Origin of the sequence: Oscillatoria salina IIICB1, assembly GCF_020144665.1 — a bacterium.
Classification (GTDB): Bacteria; Cyanobacteriota; Cyanobacteriia; order Cyanobacteriales; family SIO1D9; genus IIICB1.
On sequence record NZ_JAAHBQ010000001.1, the window covers coordinates 1 to 20,278 of the forward strand.

The following is a 20,278-nucleotide window of genomic DNA, read 5'->3' on the forward strand; positions in this document are numbered from 1 at the left end:
AGGGAAGGGGGTTGGGGGGTTAGGTTATAATCCTTCCCTCGCAGGGAAGGGGGTTGGGGGGTTAGGTTATAATCCACTTCTAACGATGTCGTGGAGTCGCAGCAAACCGACACAAACGCGCTCGCGATCGACAACAGGTAAAACTGCAATTTGGGAAGGACGATTTTCCATTAATTGCAAAGCTTCGTAAGCTAAACAATCGGGGGTAACAACGATGGGTTTGCGGGTCATAATTGAGCTAGCAGTAAGCTGATTTAAATTTGTTGGTGCTGTTTCTTGAATTGCACGTCGCAAGTCACCGTCGGTAATTACTCCTAATAAGTGTCCATCGGTTTCGATGACATTAACCGCACCTAAACCACCTTTACTAATCGCGCTAACTACTTCTAACCACGAAGCATGAGGCGAAATTGTGGGATTATCTTCGCCACCGTGCATTAAATCTTGTACTCTTAAAGTTAAGCGTTTGCCTAGTCTACCAGCCGGATGATTGAGGGCGAAATCTTCTGGAGTTAATCCTTTGACTTGCATCACCGTCATGGCGATCGCGTCTCCAATTGCTAAAGCTACTGTGGTGCTAGTCGTGGGTGCTAAATTTAAAGGACAAGCTTCTTTAGCTACGGCTGCATTTAATACTAAATCGGCTTTTCTGGCGATCGTGGATTTGACGTTACCGACAATCGCAATTATGGGTACGCGACGATGGATTAAACAAGGTAACATCGAAATTAGTTCTTCAGTTTCGCCGCTATTACTTAAGGCGATCGCTACATCAGTTGCACCGACAATTCCTAAATCTCCGTGTAACGCATCAGCCGGATGTAAATAACTCGCTAAAGTTCCCGTACTGGTCATCGTAGCAGCAATTTTGCGGGCAACTATTCCCGATTTACCCATCCCAGTTAAGACTACTTTCCCGCGACAGTTAACCAACAATTCAATTGCGCGATCTACCTGCTGGGGATCTAAGCGCTCAACTGCTTGATTTATCGCTTCTGCTTCTAATTTAAGCAGGTCTAGTACCTGGGCTACATAATTTTGTTTCGCGATCGAAAGCATATTTTCTTCAATCCTCACACCACCTGTGGATCGATTGTAATCTTTTAACTCATTTTCGGCGATCTGGGGATTGGGGATTGGGGATTGGGGATTGGTGATTGGGGATTAGGGATTGGGAGACAAACTATTAACTGTTCACTATTAAATGATTTTACCTCTTAACTACTGACTTAATTTTTCCCTTCATCCGGTGAAAGTTCTTTTTAAACTTTTTTTGGATTTTGGGAATCATTTTTTTCTTCAATCTCGGCAATTCTTGCTCGATGAAATAGCGGGAAAAGTAAACTCTCAGCCAGTTTTTCTCTGGTAATTTAAAAGTTGTCGAATTTAAACGCTCAATTTGTTCTTTAGACAATGCTAATTCTGGTGGAGTAAAATTTAGATCCAAACAAATCGCTGTTTCCGGTAAAGCAAAAGGATTGTCAATTCCTAATTCAATTTGCTTCAATAAAGACGGACGCACTAAACCTGCTGCAACATCTTGCTGAATATCTTCAACATCTAAATAACCCTTTTCTATTGCTGAAAAGAGACTCATAGACCATTCTTTACCAAAGGGAGCAAAACAAGAATACCACGGTCGCGAATTTAAAGCTAGGCAATCAATTACTTTTGCTTCTGGGTTTTCCCCATAAGCAAAAATTGACCATTCTGGAGGCAAAATTTCAATTTTTAACTTGGCAAAATCGGCTAGCTTACTATAATTTAGCTCACTTTTTTGTCTGAGTTGTTTGGTTAATTTCTGTCTTTCCTTAGCAGTGTAGTTAACTACAAAAAAGTCTAAATAAGCGAAAACTTTTTCTTGAGTTGCTTGCAAGCAAGTTTGGCTCTCGTGCTGAAAAATTTCCTCAATGTTACCATAGATAAATAAATTACCATCAAGGTAAAGAGTTTTCTCGGCTGCCAATTGATTTGTTATTAACCACAATTTCGCAGCCAATGGTAAGGCTACTTCTGGTTTAACTTCCCAACGATGAGGAATTGACAAATTTAGCTGAGAAGCAAAGCAAATCTCTAAATTGCCACTACAATTGCTGATGAGATGATAATTGAGCAGTTTTTTTGGGGTTTTACCGAGTCCGATGTCATTGACAAATACGCAATTTTGTGGTAAAGACACTTTTCAACCTACCAGATAAGATAGCGGAGATAGTAGCGATTGATATCTTTTTCCGCGATCGCCTGCCATAATTCTCTACGTTTAAGATAACCCGCCCGGATTGTTTTTCTCAACCATTGACCCCAAAATTTACTCAGAGGATGATCTGGTTTTTTCCAAGGTTGAGAAGCGACGTGACTAAAATGCAATAATTTCGTATCTTCTCGCAAAATATTAAAATGATTCCAAGTAGGTTCGAGTTCCTGAATTTCGCGATCGTCCATCCACTTTAACCACATAAAATCGCGATAATGAATTTGTCCCGGTTCGAGAGGAGAATCATTAGGAACCACATTATTAAAAATCGTCTCTGGATTCCAATGTTTTAGTTGAGCACAATTCATCACCATCACGCTAGTTTCTTTGCGCTGGGGAACTGGTTTACCACCAAAATAACCTTCTAAATTACTTACTAAAGCCAAGGTGTATTCTGGCTTTAAGCTATTAGCTAATTCTTGAATATCAGTCAGCACAATTTGGTCGGCATCTAAATAAATTGCCGTTCCTTCATAATTAAAAATACTCGGAACCAAAAATCTCACAAAACCAAATCTAGTTCCACCAACACGCTTTTGAGTTTGCGTCACGAAGCGAATATCCACCTCGGCTGAAGTGTGACTGCGAATGGAATATTCGAGAACTTTTTGGGCAACGTACTGATTTTTTTCCGTACCAATAACGATTCTAATCATACATTTTTCAGCTTTTTAATGTCTTTAACCAACGAATCAGTCGAAATTTCGCCTTTCAACACTTCGTGCTGATAGTCAATCATATGATAACCGACAATCGGCGAAAGATTAATCACATTAACGCCTTTTGTTTGCAAAAATTTTTGCACTATTAAGGTTCCATAGACATAAGCATCGTAGTTTCTCTCCCTCGCTACCACACCAAAATCATTTTTATCATAATTCGCGTAATGATTTCCGCCAATTGTCCGACTATCGCAACCCAACACAAAAATATTTTTTGCTCCCATAATCCAACAAACTTGTAATGCTGGATGGAGAGAACAACCTTGAGGACTGTAGTATAAATAATCCGTATCTTTCGTCAAATTCCACAAATCTTGAATTTTTTGGGTGCGATCGAAACAGTAGAAATAAGGATGATCCCATTCGATCTTTTCGATTTTATAGCGACTTGCTGGTTTGAGAATCGGATATTTAATATTCTTAAAATTTTCGTGGTAAGGTGCAGTTACTTTTTTTCCAGCATGAGCGTAAAGCTGATGATTCATCAACACGATTGGCGCGATCGCCGGATGAATCTTATAAGCATCATTCAGCCCTAGACAAATTTTATCTCTCAGAAACTCCATCGGAAACAAATTTGCCGTCGGTCCCGAACCCACTATATAAATATCTTGATTTAAATAAATATCTCTTAACTCTCGCAGTCTCATTTTTGCTACCTTATTTATCTACCAAACCCAAACCCTTTTTCAAACTTACCCATTTTTCGCGAACTTTCCAGAATTTAGAAGCTTGCATCAGTTTAATTTCTGAGCGTAATTTCTTTTTCTCTTTTTGTAAAGTCCGTTTATCCTGTTGCAACTTTTCAATTTTGCTTTTGAGGCTAACTCGGTTGGTTTGCAAGTCATCGATTTTACCTTTGAGCTTAATTCTGTCAGCTTGCAAGTCTTCAAGTTTATTCTTAAAGTTAATAAATTCTGCTTGGAGAGCGGCTATTTTGTTTTTTAAGTTAGTTCGATCTGCTTTTAATTCTTCATTTTTATCCTTAACTTCCCTTAACTTAATTTTCAATTCCTGGTTTCTATTTTTAAGACTTAATTTATCTGTTTTTAAATCTTTAACTTCTTGAACAATGTTTTTAAGTTCTTCTTGAAGTCCTTGAATTTTTTCCTGAAAAAAGCCAGAATTCTTGGCAAACAATTTTTGAACTTCGAGAGAAAAATTTTCCCAGCTTAAGTGAATGACAGTATCGCGAATATTCGTTTCAATTTGATAAGCTTGCTCGATCAGATCGCAAACTTCTTCAACCGAACTATCAATATTAAAGAGAAAACCATTTTCTCCATGAGTAATTATATTAGGTGCAAATCCTGTTTTGCTAGCTACGGGAACAATATTACACATCATTGCCTCGATTAAAGGAATTGGACCTCCTTCAAGTTTGGCAGGCGAAACAAAGACGTCCATTTGAGCATAATATTGAGGATAATCTGAATAAGGAGCCTCAACATATTCAAAGTTAGGTAAATCCCTCAATTCGGAAAATTTCTCGTATTTCTCCCAGTTTCTTCCTAACAAAATAAATTGACGATGTGGCATTGCTTTAACAACACATAAAATAAGATCGGGATTTTTACGAGGATAATAAGCCGTACAAAAACCTACCGAGCCAGCTTCTCTTTGATGGGGTTGAAATAAATTTGGATCTGCACCGCCTAAAATAGAAGTAACTTTATGCTTTTCAACGCCATTATCTATCAAAAATTTGACATTTTGTGGGCTAGCACAGATGGTTGTTGTGCAATTATTTAAAGCTTGCACGACTCGCTCTTCTAAACGAGCGGTATTTTTGGGATGAGTGTACCAAGTTAAAAGCTGACTGTAGCGAATGTAAGGATACTCTTTCAAGCATTTTCCTACTAAGGAGTAGTGGGCTAAATAATAAACTTCTGCCAAAGGAATGTCTTCGGTGGGATAGTAGACAAAACGCCAATTTCCCTCGATAAATTTGGCGATTTCTTGACAAATACCATCCAAAATCCAACCACGATTTACTTCAGGAACAACAAATACTACATCGTAGGGTTTTTCGGCTTCAAAATTCCAACGACATTCTTTGGTAATATTTGCACTACCTTGAAGATATCCTCTCGTATAACCTTTCTCCCCAAATAATAAAGGATCTAAGGTCGAACCAATATCTAAATAAGTGTTTTCCTGAGAATGCAAAAATAATTGATGAGTTAAAATATTGCCTAACGGACCACAACAAAATAAAAAAAGATGATTTTTGATTTCATTTTCGTCGATATAATTTTTAATTTCTGTAATTAAATTACGGTTTTCTTTCCAAGCATTCAATCCGCAGCGAAAATCTTTTTTTACGGAAAAAGGTAGTTTTTCTAGATTGGCTTGCTGATTGCAAACTAAGATGACTTCATACTCTTGATACAGGGGAACAATACTAGTTAAATAATAACTATAATTACTATTAACAAATATATTTGCCCAAGTTAAATAACTTTCGTCTCTATTGACAAATTCTCTCATCCAGCGAGCATCGTCTTCTCCGACGCAACAGGGACAAGCAACACCTAGAAAATATTGTTCGCGATCGCAACGCAATGCGGCTGATAATGCTGCTCTTAATTCCTCGTCTTCTGGGTTTTCTGGCTCGTAGATAAACTCACCATTACCGATATGCAATCTATTAATATGTCTACCCGCCACGATTGCCAGTTCCCCATCTGCGGCTTTATTAAAAGCAAAATGTTCTTTTCGCTTTAGTTTCTCGCGCAAAACTTCTAAGTCGCGCCGAAAATACTTATTGGGAAAAGTGCCAAATTTAAAGGACTGGTTCTCTTGGTGGCTCTGCATACTCATTGGCAAGAAGACAGTTTTTATTAAGGATAAGATACCACAAATTGTTGAAAAAGAACAAACTTAATGATAAAATTATGAAAGTTTGGGCAAATTAGAGAGCCAAATAAAATGTTAGCAAATACTAGTCAATTGATAAAAAAGGTGCTAAAAAAGTTCCCAAAGCTTGCCCAAAAGTTGCCGGAACAAATCGCAACTCAGCTATTCAAACCACAAGAGAATCCTAGCATTGTTTGTGCTGCTGACGATCGCTACGCTATGCCTTTGACTGTAGCAGTTCGCTCGGTGCTTGCCAACCTAAAAATTTATCCCCAGGTAAAGCTATTTCTGATTGATGGCGGCATCAGTCCAAAAAACAAGGAAAAATTTCTCCAGTCTCTCAACCCTAAACAAATCGATCTTCACTGGTTGCAACCAGATCGAAGTAAGCTAACTAAAATGAAGGTTAAAGGTCATGTGAGTCTGGCAAGTTATTATCGCTTACTAATTCCTGAGTTACTACCTGATTCCCTTCAAAAAGTAATTTACCTGGATAGTGACTTGGTTGTCAATGCGGATATCGGCAAACTCTGGAATATTGATGTGGGAGATTATTATCTTTTAGCAGTTCAAGATTTGGGCGTTCCTTATGTGGGTTGTCCGGTGGGACTTTTGAATTATCAAGAATTAGGATATCCGGCGGATTATAAATATTTTAATGCGGGTGTATTAGTAATTAATTTGCAAAAGTGGCGACAAGAAAGTATTGGCAAAAAAGTTATTAATTATATTGAAGAAAATCTAGAATTTATTCGTTGGTGGGATCAAGATGGCTTAAATGCGATGTTAGCAGGTAAGTGGGGAGAACTTGATTATAAATGGAACCAACAACCGCCCATTTATGGCTACGGCGAACCTTCTTGGAAACCTAGTCCTCTGAAAAAAGAACTTTCTGAGGAAGTTTGTCAAGATATTATTGATAATCCTTATATCGTGCATTACGTGACTTCGCGCAAACCGTGGCGTTATGATTCTTTACATCCTCGACGAGACTTATTTTTTCACTATTTAGATATGACTGCTTGGGCGGGATGGCGACCGGAAAAACCTGCTAACAACAAATAAAACAGTTAATTTTTGTCGCGTAATGACTCGATAATTTGTAAGTGTTGTTCTGCCAAAAATTCTAATTTAAACTTGGTAGAGCAAGTTTGTTTTGCGCCAGCAATTAATTCATTTCTTAACTCTGGTTTATGAAGCAAAAGAGTAATTTTTTCATACCATTCATCTTGGTTTGCTAGTAAACCATTTTCTGAGTTAATTGTTTGATTGTAAACGTTTAAATTGCGGGCAATAATAGGGATTTCCGCAGCAGTATATTCTAAATATTTGCTCAAAGATTTACAGCGATTAAATTCTGTATCTTCGATTGGCGCTAATCCTACATCCCAATTAAGTTGGTAAAGCTGTTGCAGAAATTTGTCGAATTGTTTGATAACTTTGTGGGATTTTATTCTGTCACCAAAACAAGTTAATTCTTCCGGGAGAGAAACTGTACCAAAGATTTCAAACTTTGCTTGAGGATAGTCAGTCAAAACTTGCGCGATCGCAGGTGCGATCGCGCGCAAATCCTGATTATGTCCTTTCGATCCCATGTAACCAAATTTAAACTCGGAATCGGCTTTTTTCTCCTTCGCAGGTTTTTTATTGACTAAATGCCCTAAATATGGTGGATAAACACCATCAAATATTTGCTGTTGAGGAAAAACTTTCGCGAGTTTCTTAGCTAAATATTCAGTTGATGAATAAATTAAATCAACATTTTCGAGTAAATGTTTTCTTTCAGTAATTACCTCTGGATTTCCTAACCGCTTTTGAATTTCTTCCCCAAGAACTGGGGTAATATTTAAGAGATCGTCGTCAATGAAATAAATTGTCGGAATCTGCTTCTGTTGACATTCTGCCAGCAAAAAGCGACCGTAAGCCAAGCCGTAACGGTTAAAAATTACTGCATCTGGTTGTTCTGATTGTAACAACTGCTGCCAAAACAAATCTGGATTTTTTTTGTTGATTTTGTCAAGTATATCTTGATGACAAAGTGCCGTAAAATCAGCAACTTTTTTCGCTGCTAAACTTCGCAAAGGATAATAAAATCCGGTGTAGTAAGTGGCATTAAAGTAATCAGTAAGTACCAAGATTTTTAATTTCTTTTCCTGGTTTACTGTTAACTCTTGATTGGGACTAAAAAATTGTTTTACTTGCTTTAAAAAAGGCTGGAAAATCATTATTTAACGAAATTATTTGGTTACTTTTTCTTGTTTTTGCAAAGCTTCTTCGTATGCTTGAATTGCTTGCTTGCGTTTCTTTTTCGCTTTATAAACTTCTTTGTGAGGCTTATATTCTTTGCCTTTGTCTAAAGATTCGTGCCAATTTGCTAAAAATGGCTGGAAAATTTGGGGGACAAATTTAGTATATTTAATCTCTCGCAATAAAGATGGTCGAAAATATCCCAACTTAATTTCTTTTTCAATTTCTTTCATGGTTAGGGAACCATTTTTCAGCATCAGTCTGACTTCATTAAACCAGAGATAGCCATACTTGTTCCGAGAAGATACCCACGGTTGAGTAGCCATATCAGTATAGTGAATTAAACAGGTTTTTTTGTCGTAATATTCTAAACTATTCCACTCAAAAGGAACGCCATATTTGATATCTTTTTGGTCATCTAAGATACATAACTCATACATGAGTTTTTCGTAATTGTATTTGTTAGTATCAAAACCATCAATAATCTGCTCAATTTTCCAGTCAAGACGATCGCAGTCTAAGAGCATCACCGAACATTGTTTCACTCTTTGGGGTGGTGCGCCATGTTTAGCGATCTGCTGGCGATCGCGGGGAATTTCTTCTTGAATAATCACTTTTGCACCGTCGAAAGGAATGTCCCAAAGCGAAGCAATATCCTTGAAAACTAACATATCCGCATCCAAATAAAGCGCTTTCCCGGAATATCCCGCTAATTCAGGAATGCAAAAGCGACTAAAGGAAAATCCTGTCCTTTGTCCCTGACGCGGATCTTTAGGTTTCGGGATTGGTAAATCGAGCATGGGATAAACTTCTACATCCCGCTTAGTATGTCGTTTAATTGAATGTTCTAGGACTTTAACTGCTAGTAATTGCGACCTATCTGTCCCGACATAAACCCGAATTCTTTCACTCATAAATCTGACTCCTCACAATAATTTATTCTGATTCCTTAGCTAGTTTAAGCAGCTTTTTCAGCCTAAACCATTTGGCTCTAAGCTGCCAAAACTTAGAAGTTTTCATTGCGGCAATTTCTTCTGCTAATTTTTTATTCTCCTGTTTTAATTTTTTCAATTCTGATTTTACTTCTTTTTGCTGTAGCTTAACATTTTTTGCCTTGATTTCTGTTTCTAAATTTCTCTTGTAAGTTTCATCTCGTTCGAGTTGAAACAAACTGTCAGCGCTGGGTTGAAGGAAACGCTGACGTAAGATAATTGTTTGGAGAAATTCATCGCAACGTCCTCTCGAAGTTCCCGATAAGTGTTGAACTTGGAGATGTCCGAGATAAATATTAGTGTAACCTGCTGCGCGCGATCGCGCATTAAATTCTACATCATTAAAGCCGTTGGGAAACTCTTTTTCATTTAGCCCAGCCAATTCCTCATATCGATTTTTGGCTATAGCAACACAAGCAAAGCTGTTTCCATAGGTTTCGCGAATTAGTCTAGCGTATTTGCGATCGCGACATTCTTCCACTAAACTTAACTTTTGAGAAGTTGTCGCTTTTTTAGCTTTCAAACCAGCAATTATTTGCTTACCATCGGGACTAATAATTTGACAACCTACGGTAGTTACACTAGCAACTAAAGCCCAAGCTGCCATTTCTGATAAGGCTGATTCGCTCAATATTTCCGCATCATTATTCAAAAAGAAAAGAACTTCTCCGCTAGCTACTTTTGCACCTAAATTACACTGACGGCTGTGGTTAAAAGGAAAGTCATAATCGATGATTTTGACGTTAATTTTGCTTTGCTGTTCCTCAAGATAACTTTTAATTTGTGCGAGACTGTTTTGCGTTGATTGATTATTAATTAAAATTATCTCCAGACTTTCCGAAACTTGCTGTTTAAACAAAGAAGCTAGGCAACGAATAGTATAATCTGGTTTATCGCGAAAAGGAATAATTACACTAATACTTTCAGCCTGACGACGGGGTTTGAGTTGGTAAGGTTGTTGTTCATCAGCTTGCAAGACAAACTCAAATTCGTTTTCAAGAGAACTAAATATTTTTCGATAAGTATCCAGATAGGGAGTTACTAACTTTTGCAAACTTTCGGGTCGATTTTTTCCTGCTCTCAAACTACAATATTCCGGATGTGTTTGCCATTGCAACCCAACTTGATTTCCTAGCCAAAGCTGAAACAAATGTCCGTCATTTTTAACTAAACAATCAAATAAATCGTCGGGATAATTAGCTGCCAAATTCGGTTTGACAGCAAAACCAGTTCCGATGTAATTTATATGTCTTAAAGTATGTAATTCTAACTGCGGACGGCGAAGAAATTCTTTAACTGTTAATTCATCTATTTCACTTCCTGCTAACTGCTGTAAATTCCAAACGACTACATCGGGATTAGAGTCGAAACTGAATAATTTTAATGTGGTGGCTAAGGTAGGAGCAAGTAGATCTCCGGGACGAGAAAATAGGACAAAATCGCTTTTATCTGCGAGTTGAAGCCAGTCATTGTGGTTATCTTTCCAGACTTGAATTTTCCCAGAAAAATCTTGTTTTGCTAACCAAGTAGTTAAAGATTCTGTCGAGTTATTTCCCAGAGGAATTAACCAACAATCCACTAAAGGACAACTTTGCAATTGCCAAGATTTTAAAGTTACTCCTAATTCTGCTGAAGGAGTTTCCTCAACTAGCAACAACAAAGAGATATTTTTGGCTTTTTCTTCGTCAGTAAGCGCATCTCCAAGAAACAAACCTCGCTCGGTACTCAAGCGTTTAAAATATTCTTCAGGTTTAAGATTGCGGTATTGGTATTCTAAAGGTAGACTTGCTAAGAAGAGAATTTCGGCTTTGCTGGGATAAGATAATTGATTGATTGTTGTGAAATCTGTGCTTTCTTGAGCAATTTCGGCGGCGATTAAATCAAGAATGCGTTGAATTGCATCGCCAGAAATTAGGTTTCTTTCAACAAAGGCTTGGGCTTGATTGCGAGCAGTAATAATTTTCTGGGAATTTTGAATTTGATTGACAAAACTAAACCAATCTTTGGTTGATTTAATTCTCATCAAAGGAGCATAGTTTTCTAACTCTAAATCGTAACTTACTACGCTCACCGGACAACCAGCGCGGGCGGCATCAACTGCTACAGTTGAAGGGGTAGTAATTGCTGCATCAACATATTTAATTAAAGCCGCAGCCGTGTAAGCTTCCCATTGAGGAAGTTTGGGGTCAGCAATGATGATATTATCTGCGTTAGGTAAATTACCTTTGTAGCGATGGGTAAGCCACATTCCCGCGTGATGGGGTTTAACTAAAAATGTGGTATTGGGAAAGCGACGGGCTGTGGTTTCTAAGTCTGCTAAAAAAGATTGGCGATAATCTTCACTATAGCGATGCCAGTGGAGATTTTCAAAGATAGCGATCGCGTAATCTCTTTTTCCTGGTATCTTAATTTCAGGTGTAACTGGACTAATTTCTTTGGGACAACCGACAGGAATACAACGAGAAATTGTTTCTGGTAAGGCTTCGGGAGCGAGTAAACTTACATCCCCCCAAAGTAAGATTTTTGACGAAGCAAACTGAATTGATTCGGGCGTTTCCCTCTCGTCAAAATAAGTTAAACCGATATTTTCAAAGCCATGTTGTAAAGTGTAAGTGTGGATTCCGGCGGCATTAGCTCGCTTGGTAAGTAAATGAGCGGCTTTGTGCGGTCCAGCCGTACTTTCGGCAGCAGTTATTAATACTTGAACGTCGTGTAATTGCGGTTGAATTCCCAGTTTAACTCCACGACGGAAAGGGACGCTATATTCTATCCCTAATTCACGTAAAGTATTTTCTACTCGCGGCGATTTACTGACCAACCAATCAGTTACACAGACTTTAAATGACAAGTCTTCTCGATTTTTTGCTGCTAATAAAAAAGGTCTAATCAAATCTAAATCTTGAATTAGATCCATAAATAGCAACACGGTTGGTTTACCGTTACTCAAGCTTGTCCGACTCCTCACTTCACCTCAAACTCAGAATTTTATAGCATATCTTATTCATACCAGCAATAGCTATCACCCCTTCATAGAGACTTAGCAATGCTACTTCTCTACTTCATAGGAAAATTCCCAAAATTGAATTTGTTGCCGTTTCCAAGTGTAAGTTAGTGCGAAGCCGAATTCGGTTTTAATTACCGCCGGATAAGAATATTCTCCTAGCTTATCTTCCAAAACGAATATATCTGACCAAGTTTGTCCGTTATCTTGAGAAAGGGCAATTTTTAAAGGAGTCCTCGCACCCCAATTTTTCTCGACGGGATTGTAAATTAAAATCAAGCTACCGTCGTCTAATTTCGCTAAATCGATGCCGCTATTATTGTTCGGAAGTTCGGTAGGATAGGCTTTGCACCAAGTGTAACCGTTGTCAAGGGAATCGGCACGATAAATTTTTCCGGCGGTACTACGGGCGAAAAGATGGACATGACCGGGGCTAGATTCCCATAATGTCGGTTGGATGATACCCAAACCAGCGAAATTTTGCCGATTCCGTGGTATAAAAGCACTAGGTTGCCAAGTTTTTCCCCCATCGGTGGAGCGATCGACAAAACAATCCCAAGCAGTTTGAGTTTCTACGGAAGCTGGAGCCAGCCAATCGCCATTTTCTAGTTTAATCGGTTTATTCTTCACTGGACCCCCAGCGATCGCTTGGTCAACTAATGCTTGAGGTGAACTCCATTGGTGACTCTCGAAACTACGACGACTCACATAACTTCGCCATTCTCTGGGAGAGGGACCGACTTTCCAGAAAAGGTAAATCTGCTCGTGATTTTGGCATAAAACCGGATTCCAGTGCGGTTCGTCAGTAACTTTGGCATTTTTCACCGGGGAAGACCAATTTTCGCCAGATTTCTCACTCAACCAAATTGCCGTATCGTCATTACCTTCCTTACTTCCCGCAAACCAAGCACAAAGATAGCTATTGTTCGGCAATCTGAGTAACGTAGAAGCATGACACTCTGTGGTTTCTACTGTTTCCGCAAGGAATACTGGTTCATTAGTCAAGGGTTTGACAAACATAAATTTGCGCTGTATTTTGATTGGGCAGCGATCGCTCGTGCGTCCAGTTTAACTAATTTTTCATCTGGAACTTGCGATCGCGACTATTTGTCAAGAATGTATAATTCTTGCTGCTGTGGGTATTGTGAGGAGTGTTGCATGATGTTAGAAGTCAAAAATCAAATAATTATCAACAATTATGACACTGAAAATTTTCCTTTCTTAAAGATCTTTTCTCAGCATTGTTTAGAAACCTTTGGCTGTGCAGAAATAGAAAGACTTCATGAATTTATTCCCGATAGTCTCCAACCCCAGCGAGTTTTAAAAGTAGGAGAAGACCAAGCTACCTATGCTCACAGCCTACTTTATCAAATCGATCCTGCTTATCAAAAAAAAATTGCCAAACCAAAGCCAGTTAAAGACCGAGGTTTAATCCAAACTTATCAAAAGTTTATCAGCTTTTTAGAAGCAGAAATTTTTGGTTATAAGTTAGTATATCAAAAATTACCAACTTTAAGAATTCACTTACCTAATAACTTAAGTGTTGGCGAATATCACCGCGATCGCGACTATAACCATCCTGCGGAAGAAATTAATGTTTGGGTTCCCCTTACTAAAGCTCAAAAAACTGCTACTATTCAGATGGAAAGTTCCTACGATACAGGGGATTTTCATCCTGTGGAAGCTGACTATGGTCAATATGCGATCTTTGATTCAGCGTTGATGCACGGAAATGAAGTTAATATAGAAGGATATACGCGAGTTAGTTTTGATTTTCGAGTTATTCCTTTCTCTAAATATCAGGCTTGCGAACGTTCGTCAATTAATCAAAAAATGAAATTTTGCGTTGGGGACTATTATAGTATTAACTAGCGAGCTAACTAAACTACCACAAACAATTCAACAAAAGCTAATTATTTATGAAGCCTTTAATTGCTTGGAAACCATTCGACCCCAAATTGAATGCAGCAAGTACGAGACTGCGAGTGCTCCTACCTTGTCAATATTTACAAGAAGCGGGATGGAATTGTGAGATTTATAAGCCAGAAAAAGCCGATGAATATGATTTAGTAATCTTTCAAAAAACTTGTACCAAAGAAGATATTACTTTGGCAAAAAACTTGCGAAAAAAAAAGATTAAAGTTGTTTACGATTTATGCGATAATAACTTTTATAATCCCTACGATTTGCGGAAATATTCTCAAAAAGCTGCTGGCTCGAAAAGCATGATCGAACGAGCAAATGCAGTGACAGTTTCTACGCCAGAATTGCAAAAATTAATCGCTCATCCTCAATGTATTGTGATTGACGATACGATTGATTATGTCCAGCGAAATTGGTTAAAAGAAATTCCTTACAAATTGAAAAAATGGCAGGAGAAATGGCAAGATAAATCTTTTCGGGTAGTGTGGTTTGGGAACTCGAAACTAGAGATAGTTTATAAAAGTCTTGGATTATCCGAAGCGCCTTCAGGAATGGCAAGTATTACTAAAGTAACGCCCGCTTTAGAGGAGTTAAATAAAAGAATACCCGTTAAATTGACTGTCATTAGTAATTCAGAAGAACTTTTTCAGGAACATACCCAAAATTTGAGCTTTCCCACTAAATATTATCCCTGGCAAATGTCAACTTTTCCTTTATTATTCTTCCAAAATGATGTTTGTATTATTCCTATAGATCTAAATCCTTTTACGATTTGCAAAACTAATAATCGCTTAGTTACTTCTTTGTCTTTAGGTTTACCTGTAGTAGCAGATAAAATTCCTAGCTACGAAGAATTTAAGGATTTTGTTTTATTTGGCGACTGGGAAAAGAATCTTTATCGCTACGCAACGAATAAAAAATTGCGCGATCGCCACGTTAAAGAAGGTAAAGAATATATTAAAAATAATTATACCAAAAAACGGGTAGTAGAACAATGGTCTAAAATGTTTAAGACAGTTTTAAAACTGAAATAGTGGAGGAGTGAAAAATTATGCGATCGCTACTTGCGAAAGTAACTAAAGATGACGTTTTTACCGAACCGTTTCCGCACATAATTATTAAAGATCCCTTGGATGAAGACTTGTGCAAACAACTGTTTGAAGAATTTCCCACGCTCGACCAAGTGACGGAAGGAAAAAAATATGCCAGTAACGAAAGATTTAGTTACTCGGCAGCGAAGGTATTAAAGGATACAAGGATTAGTCCTCTCTGGAGAGAATTTGTTGCTACCCATGTATCTCAAAGTTTCTTGACAGAATTTATTGAATTATTTAAAGATGAAATTCGTCAAGTTTACCCGGATTTTGAAAAAGAATTTGGCAAACTGGAAACTTTGACAGCAGGTACGAGAAAAAAAGATTCCTTTGAGACAGTAGACGTACTGTTAGACGGACAAATTTGCGTGAATACTCCAGTGGTAGAAAAACCCTCATCAGTGCGAGGACCTCATGTAGATAGCTCGAATAAATTGTTTGCTGGTTTGTACTATCTGCGCGATCCTGAAGATCCTTCTACGGGAGGTGACTTAGAGATATATAAATTTAAGACCAAAGATTACCAATTTGAAGGTCAATTTATCAGTGACGAGTACGTGGAAACAATCAAGACAGTAAAATACGAGCGCAATGTTTTGGTGTTATTTGTGAACTCGATCGACTCGTTACATGGAGTAACAGTTAGAGAAACTACTGACTGCCCGCGTTACTTTTTTAACTTGTTAGGGGAAGTGAAAAAAAATTTGTTTAGCTTTACTCCAGAAGAAGATAAGCACAAACAACAAGTGCGAGAAAAGCAATTTAAAATCCCAATTCCGGCTTCATTAAAAGCATTAAAGAGAAAGCTGAGTGTGAGAGTTACCAAGGGCTAAACCTCAATAGCTAGTCAGAAATTTCGTTCCCCAGAGACTTCTTCTATTCAGGCGGCTAATTTTGCCTTAAACTTTAGAATGGTAAATTGCATGATTAATAAACAGGAATGGAAATAGGGCAAAAAGTACAAGTCTGTCGCTTGAGAGACCGATTAGCACGTGGGATTGTGAGTAAACTGGGAAAAGTAGGCACGATTCGAGACTTCAAAATGACTGATGGTAGCGGTGTCGGCGCAATTGTAGAATTCGAGGACAAATCTACTACCTGGTTTTTTGAAGACGAACTGCGACCAGTAGAAAACTAATTTAAGATGGCTCAAATTTTAACCTTCTTGGGCAAAGGCGGCACAGGTCGAACGACAGTAGCGATCGCCGCCGCTAAACAACTTGCTGCAAGTGGTTCTCGCACTTTGTTAGTCAGTTCTGACTCTTCTCCCGCTTTCGGGATCTTGTTAGGACTGTCTCCAGGTGCAGAACCCCAAGAAATAGCTGCTAACCTCAGCGCAGTACAACTGCAAGCAACTGTACTGCTAGAAAACAGTTGGGAAGAGGTGAAAAAATTAGAGGCGAAATACTTGCGATCGCCGACGTTGAAAAATGTCTACGGTCAAGAGTTAAGCGTTTTACCAGGAATGGATGGCGCCCTCGCGCTCAATGCGATCCGAGAATATAATGCTAGCGGGAAATACGACGCGATCGTTTACGATGGCACCGGAGATCTCCAGACTCTAAGAGTTTTAGGTATCCCCGAAACCGCTAGTTGGTATTTTCGCCGCTTCCGCCAAGTATTTATTGAGTCAGATTTGGGGAAAGCGATCGCGCCATTTATCCAACCTGTCAGTAGTGCAGTTCTCAATGTTACTTGGACTGCTGATAACTTCGCTCCCGAACCGACCAATCAAGCAACCTCAATGTTAGAAGATGGGAAAGCAGCGATCGCCGATCCTCATCGCGTCTTGGCTTACTTGGTCACAACCGACGATCCTAGTGCGATCGCCACCGCCAAATATCTCTGGGGAAGCGCTCAACAAATCAATCTTAGCGTCGGTGGAGTCTTGCTTAACCAAGCAGACACTACCGCCGCCATTACCAAAGAGTTTGCACCCCTAGCGGTTACTTCTCTTCCCCGCAAAACTGCTGACTGGCAACCGTTGCTGGATGCTTTACCGAGTTTTAAACCAGCAGCCCAAATACCTAAGCCCGTTACCATAGATCTTGCCGCTCGTCAAGTCAAAATTTTTCTGCCCGGATTTGACAAAAAACAAGTCAAACTAACTCAATACGGACCAGAAATTACCGTCGAAGCTGGCAACCAACGGCGTAATATTACCTTACCCCCGCCATTAAGCGGTCAACCCGTCAAAGGAGCAAAATTCCAAGACGGGTATTTGATAGTGTCTTTGTGAGGTAAGAGGTTTCACCCTGAAAGTACCCACATTTATCAGTTACCAGCGAACAGTTATCAGTTTTCAGTTATCAGTTTTCAGTAGAGATTGGAGACAAGAAGCAATTAGCGAATAAACTTTTCACTGTTTACTGTTTACTGTTCGGGTGGTAACTGCTAACTGTTTACTGATAACTGAACCCAGTCCCTAAACCTATGTCTAATTCTCAAACTTCAAAGACAACAGAAAACGAATCTCGTGGCTCAAAAACCAGACAATTATTAGGAATGAAAGGCGCGGCACCAGGTGAAAAATCAATCTGGAAAATTCGCCTCCAATTGATGAAACCGATCACTTGGATTCCTCTAATTTGGGGCGTAGTCTGCGGTGCAGCTTCTTCCGGTAGCTTCACCTGGTCTTTAGAAGACATCCTCAAAGCCGCAACTTGTATGTTGCTTTCTGGTCCTTTGCTCACAGGTTATACTCAAACCTTAAATGATTTCTACGACAAAGAAATCGATGCAATTAATGAACCTTACCGACCGATTCCTTCAGGGGCAATTTCGATTCCCCAAGTAGTCACGCAAATTTTAGTATTGCTATTTGCTGGTTTTGGTATTGCTTATTTTCTCGATCGATGGGCAGGTCATAGTTTTCCGACAATTACCTGTACTGCCATCGGCGGTGCATTTTTAGCTTATATTTACTCCGCCCCACCAATAAAACTGAAAAAAAATGGTTGGCTAGGTAACTACGCCCTCGGTGCAAGTTATATCGCCCTTCCTTGGTGGGCAGGTCACGCCCTTTTTGGCGATTTAAACTGGACGATCGCCATTCTCACTTTATTTTATAGTCTCGCTGGACTGGGTATTGCGGTGGTGAATGACTTCAAAAGTGTAGAAGGCGATCGGCAATTAGGGCTAAAATCTCTCCCAGTTATGTTTGGCGTTACTACCGCCGCTTGGATTTGCGTTTTAACGATCGATTTGTTTCAAGCAGGAATTGCGGGTTACTTGGTCAGCATTCACCAAAATCTTTATGCAGCGATTCTCATGCTATTAGTAATTCCGCAAATCACGTTCCAAGATATGTATTTCCTGCGCGATCCCTTAGAAAATGACGTGAAATATCAAGCTAGCGCCCAACCTTTCCTCGTTTTGGGAATGTTAGTTACTGGTTTAGCATTAGGACACGCCGGAATTTAATTAGTAGTTTTGTGGTGGGCATTGCCCACCTAATTTAAGTTACTTTCATTCTCCTAGAAGTAAATGCTAACCCAATTACCGAAAAGGAAATCTTGTTTACGCGATCGCAGTTTTTCCAGAGATTACCTTCCCCAAAAAAGCAGCAAGAATCTTACAAAATTATCCTTAGCCACTCAAACCACCTTTCTCCAGTAAAGGTTGTAGCGTCAAAGTAATTCCATCCCCTAACTTAACTGCAAAAACTTGATAAAGTTTGTTTTGATAGGAAAATTTTTGCTGAAAAGTTTTTCCAGTTTTTATAACCTTAATAAATCCTTCTAGCCAATCTAAATTATTAGCCTTAAAAAAATCAAGGCAACTTTTTTGTGTCATTAACTGACTACTCGTTAAATTAAAGCATTCAGCAAAAGCTGGATTAACTAACAAACAACGAAAATCAGTAATTTCAGCATCAACAGGACTACGAATAGCTTCAAAAGCTGCTATACCATGATAGCTATAATTGAGAATGCTGGCAAGAATAGAACGAGATTGATAAAGGATTTCGATAGTTTGTTGATGTTGTTTGATTTCAGCTTCGAGTTGAATTCTTTGTTTCCGGAGAGTAATTTGACAAGAAACTCTGGCTAAAACTTCTTGAAGCTCAAAAGGTTTAGTAATATAGTCACTTCCTCCTAGTTCAAAAGCTTTAATTTTATCTATTGGTTCATTTAAAGCACTAATAAAAATAACGGGTATTAAAGCCGTTTTAGCTTGCTTTTTGAGAATTTTGCAGACTTCATATCCATTAAGATTAGGCATAAGAATGTCTAACAAAATCAAATCAGGTAAAATCTTTTCAAGAGAGCGTAAAGCTATATTACCGCCATTGGCGCTGCGAACTTGATAACCATTTTCTTTTAGTAATTTTGAGAGAATTTGCAAATTTTCTACTTGGTCATCAACAAGTAAAATTGACCCTTTATCGAGCTGACTTTCTTCTTCTTCTTCCTCTTCAAAAAAAGGTGGAGTAATTTCTTCTTCAGAAATAATTTTGCAAATTAAGTAGTGAAACTGTGATTTAGTAATCTTCTGTTGAAATACTTTCGATAAAGTTTTCCAGAGAGAAGCAGCCGAATTTCTGACATAGCCACTGCTCAAATATAAAGATTCGCCAATTTCTTCATAGGAAGATTCTTCCCAAGCACCCTTTAAAATTGTTTCTTCTTGTAAACTTAAATGGTTATTTGTTTGCAAATAAACTTTTTTTTGGACAAATTCTAAGGCTTCTTCAAAGGTGATTTTTTCCTTTTCCATAAGACTTTTGATTTTTCTTTGATGCTCTCTAAAAATCTTGTTGATACTATTTGCTTCTGTAAAAATACCGATCGGCAAGGGTGTGTTTCCTACTTTTTCAGTGAATACTCGGAAAAAGAAAATATTTTCCTGAAATTAGACCGTAAAAAATGACAAAAGTGATTAATAAAACCCAAGATAGATGACAAATATGACAAATTTAGAGAAATGAACTGGGTACTCTATAAGTAGAGGTTTAATTTTCACTTGTTTTGAGGCAGTCTCCATGACTTCTAGTGTTTTTCTCGACTCCCAAATTCTAGATTATCAGCAACTTGCAGAAAACGTTACTCCCAATAGCGAGTTTGTCATCTTCGACACCACCCAAGATGGCGTAGCCCAGATTACCCAGGTTTTGACGGCGCGGAGTAACTTAAGAAGGTATTCAGATTGTCTCTCATGGTAACGAAGGATGGTTACTTTTGGGA

General features: G+C 38.5%; 18 protein-coding genes. 8 read left to right on the forward strand and 10 right to left on the reverse strand.

All coding sequences use genetic code 11. The annotated features are described in order from the left end of the window. Nucleotides 1-66: 66 nt before the first annotated feature. The 5 genes from G3T18_RS00005 to G3T18_RS00025 all read right to left on the reverse strand — a co-directional run bounded on the left by G3T18_RS00005 (nt 67) and on the right by G3T18_RS00025 (nt 5,799). Complete coding sequence (locus G3T18_RS00005) at nt 67-1,059, reverse strand: KpsF/GutQ family sugar-phosphate isomerase (protein ID WP_224408454.1); 993 nt, start codon at nt 1,057-1,059, stop codon at nt 67-69. Nucleotides 1,060-1,210: 151 nt separating this feature from the next. Then, on the reverse strand, nt 1,211-2,179 hold the full coding sequence (locus G3T18_RS00010) for a hypothetical protein (RefSeq protein ID WP_224408455.1): 969 nt from the start codon (nt 2,177-2,179) through the stop codon (nt 1,211-1,213). Nucleotides 2,180-2,187: 8 nt separating this feature from the next. After that, nucleotides 2,188-2,910 (reverse strand): glycosyltransferase, encoded by a 723-nt coding sequence (locus G3T18_RS00015; protein WP_224408456.1) that lies wholly within the window; start codon nt 2,908-2,910, stop codon nt 2,188-2,190. Continuing rightward, complete coding sequence (locus G3T18_RS00020) at nt 2,907-3,626, reverse strand: hypothetical protein (protein ID WP_224408457.1); 720 nt, start codon at nt 3,624-3,626, stop codon at nt 2,907-2,909. The genes G3T18_RS00015 and G3T18_RS00020 overlap by 4 nt, the downstream gene beginning before the upstream one ends. A 10-nt stretch (nt 3,627-3,636) precedes the next feature. Continuing rightward, nucleotides 3,637-5,799, reverse strand: coding sequence for a glycosyltransferase family 4 protein (locus G3T18_RS00025; protein WP_224408458.1), 2,163 nt, complete (start codon nt 5,797-5,799; stop codon nt 3,637-3,639). Nucleotides 5,800-5,907: 108 nt separating this feature from the next. Between G3T18_RS00025 and G3T18_RS00030 the strand changes: the two genes are divergently transcribed. Beyond that, nucleotides 5,908-6,900 (forward strand): glycosyltransferase family 8 protein, encoded by a 993-nt coding sequence (locus G3T18_RS00030; protein ID WP_224408459.1) that lies wholly within the window; start codon nt 5,908-5,910, stop codon nt 6,898-6,900. Between the two features lie 5 nt (nt 6,901-6,905). Here G3T18_RS00030 and G3T18_RS00035 read toward each other — a convergent pair whose 3' ends face one another. From G3T18_RS00035 to G3T18_RS00050, 4 genes are all read right to left on the reverse strand, one after another. Then, nucleotides 6,906-8,060, reverse strand: coding sequence for a glycosyltransferase family protein (locus tag G3T18_RS00035; RefSeq protein WP_224408460.1), 1,155 nt, complete (start codon nt 8,058-8,060; stop codon nt 6,906-6,908). A gap of 12 nt (nt 8,061-8,072) precedes the next feature. Next, the gene (locus tag G3T18_RS00040; RefSeq protein ID WP_224408461.1) at nt 8,073-8,996 is read right to left on the reverse strand and encodes a glycosyltransferase; all 924 of its coding nucleotides are present in this window, start codon (nt 8,994-8,996) and stop codon (nt 8,073-8,075) included. Nucleotides 8,997-9,018: 22 nt separating this feature from the next. Next, nucleotides 9,019-12,021 carry a glycosyltransferase family 2 protein gene (locus tag G3T18_RS00045; protein WP_224408462.1) on the reverse strand — a complete coding sequence of 1,001 codons (3,003 nt, stop codon included), beginning with the start codon at nt 12,019-12,021 and terminating at the stop codon, nt 9,019-9,021. Nucleotides 12,022-12,120: 99 nt separating this feature from the next. Further along, nucleotides 12,121-13,095, reverse strand: a complete 975-nt coding sequence (locus tag G3T18_RS00050) for a sialidase family protein (RefSeq protein WP_224408463.1) — start codon at nt 13,093-13,095, stop codon at nt 12,121-12,123. 138 nt (nt 13,096-13,233) lie between these two features. On the opposite strand from G3T18_RS00050, the gene G3T18_RS00055 reads away from it, so the two are divergent. From G3T18_RS00055 to chlG, 6 genes are all read left to right on the forward strand, one after another. Next, nucleotides 13,234-13,947, forward strand: coding sequence for a hypothetical protein (locus G3T18_RS00055; protein ID WP_224408464.1), 714 nt, complete (start codon nt 13,234-13,236; stop codon nt 13,945-13,947). 47 nt (nt 13,948-13,994) lie between these two features. Beyond that, nucleotides 13,995-15,032, forward strand: a complete 1,038-nt coding sequence (locus G3T18_RS00060) for a glycosyltransferase family protein (RefSeq protein WP_224408465.1) — start codon at nt 13,995-13,997, stop codon at nt 15,030-15,032. A 17-nt stretch (nt 15,033-15,049) separates the two neighbouring features. Beyond that, entirely contained in the window at nt 15,050-15,925 is an 876-nt protein-coding gene (locus tag G3T18_RS00065) for a 2OG-Fe(II) oxygenase (protein WP_224408466.1), read from the forward strand. Nucleotides 15,926-16,032: 107 nt separating this feature from the next. Continuing rightward, nucleotides 16,033-16,230: a cytochrome b6f subunit PetP gene (gene petP / locus G3T18_RS00070; RefSeq protein ID WP_224408467.1), complete on the forward strand. Its 198-nt coding sequence runs from the start codon at nt 16,033-16,035 to the stop codon at nt 16,228-16,230. Nucleotides 16,231-16,236: 6 nt separating this feature from the next. After that, complete coding sequence (locus G3T18_RS00075; RefSeq protein WP_224408468.1) at nt 16,237-17,331, forward strand: Get3/ArsA fold putative tail anchor-mediating ATPase NosAFP; 1,095 nt, start codon at nt 16,237-16,239, stop codon at nt 17,329-17,331. Between the two features lie 194 nt (nt 17,332-17,525). Further along, entirely contained in the window at nt 17,526-18,515 is a 990-nt protein-coding gene (chlG, locus tag G3T18_RS00080; RefSeq protein ID WP_224408469.1) for a chlorophyll synthase ChlG, read from the forward strand. A 165-nt stretch (nt 18,516-18,680) separates the two neighbouring features. Here chlG and G3T18_RS00085 read toward each other — a convergent pair whose 3' ends face one another. Beyond that, nucleotides 18,681-19,811 (reverse strand): response regulator, encoded by a 1,131-nt coding sequence (locus G3T18_RS00085; RefSeq protein ID WP_224408470.1) that lies wholly within the window; start codon nt 19,809-19,811, stop codon nt 18,681-18,683. Nucleotides 19,812-20,076: 265 nt separating this feature from the next. On the opposite strand from G3T18_RS00085, the gene G3T18_RS00090 reads away from it, so the two are divergent. After that, on the forward strand, nt 20,077-20,256 hold the full coding sequence (locus tag G3T18_RS00090; RefSeq protein WP_224408471.1) for a DUF4347 domain-containing protein: 180 nt from the start codon (nt 20,077-20,079) through the stop codon (nt 20,254-20,256). Nucleotides 20,257-20,278: the final 22 nt, after the last annotated feature.

Excerpts from the sequence above, each read along its gene's own strand:
- G3T18_RS00005 (WP_224408454.1), bottom strand. The coding sequence starts at position 1,059 with ATGCTTTCGATCGCGAAACAAAATTATGTAGCCCAGGTACTAGACCTG.
- G3T18_RS00015 (WP_224408456.1), bottom strand. The coding sequence starts at position 2,910 with ATGATTAGAATCGTTATTGGTACGGAAAAAAATCAGTACGTTGCCCAA.
- G3T18_RS00020 (WP_224408457.1), bottom strand. The coding sequence starts at position 3,626 with ATGAGACTGCGAGAGTTAAGAGATATTTATTTAAATCAAGATATTTAT.
- G3T18_RS00025 (WP_224408458.1), bottom strand. The coding sequence starts at position 5,799 with ATGAGTATGCAGAGCCACCAAGAGAACCAGTCCTTTAAATTTGGCACT.
- G3T18_RS00030 (WP_224408459.1), top strand. The coding sequence starts at position 5,908 with ATGTTAGCAAATACTAGTCAATTGATAAAAAAGGTGCTAAAAAAGTTC.
- G3T18_RS00035 (WP_224408460.1), bottom strand. The coding sequence starts at position 8,060 with ATGATTTTCCAGCCTTTTTTAAAGCAAGTAAAACAATTTTTTAGTCCC.
- G3T18_RS00040 (WP_224408461.1), bottom strand. The coding sequence starts at position 8,996 with ATGAGTGAAAGAATTCGGGTTTATGTCGGGACAGATAGGTCGCAATTA.
- G3T18_RS00050 (WP_224408463.1), bottom strand. The coding sequence starts at position 13,095 with ATGTTTGTCAAACCCTTGACTAATGAACCAGTATTCCTTGCGGAAACA.
- G3T18_RS00055 (WP_224408464.1), top strand. The coding sequence starts at position 13,234 with ATGATGTTAGAAGTCAAAAATCAAATAATTATCAACAATTATGACACT.
- G3T18_RS00060 (WP_224408465.1), top strand. The coding sequence starts at position 13,995 with ATGAAGCCTTTAATTGCTTGGAAACCATTCGACCCCAAATTGAATGCA.
- G3T18_RS00065 (WP_224408466.1), top strand. The coding sequence starts at position 15,050 with ATGCGATCGCTACTTGCGAAAGTAACTAAAGATGACGTTTTTACCGAA.
- petP (WP_224408467.1), top strand. The coding sequence starts at position 16,033 with ATGGAAATAGGGCAAAAAGTACAAGTCTGTCGCTTGAGAGACCGATTA.
- G3T18_RS00075 (WP_224408468.1), top strand. The coding sequence starts at position 16,237 with ATGGCTCAAATTTTAACCTTCTTGGGCAAAGGCGGCACAGGTCGAACG.
- chlG (WP_224408469.1), top strand. The coding sequence starts at position 17,526 with ATGTCTAATTCTCAAACTTCAAAGACAACAGAAAACGAATCTCGTGGC.
- G3T18_RS00085 (WP_224408470.1), bottom strand. The coding sequence starts at position 19,811 with ATGGAAAAGGAAAAAATCACCTTTGAAGAAGCCTTAGAATTTGTCCAA.
- G3T18_RS00090 (WP_224408471.1), top strand. The coding sequence starts at position 20,077 with ATGACTTCTAGTGTTTTTCTCGACTCCCAAATTCTAGATTATCAGCAA.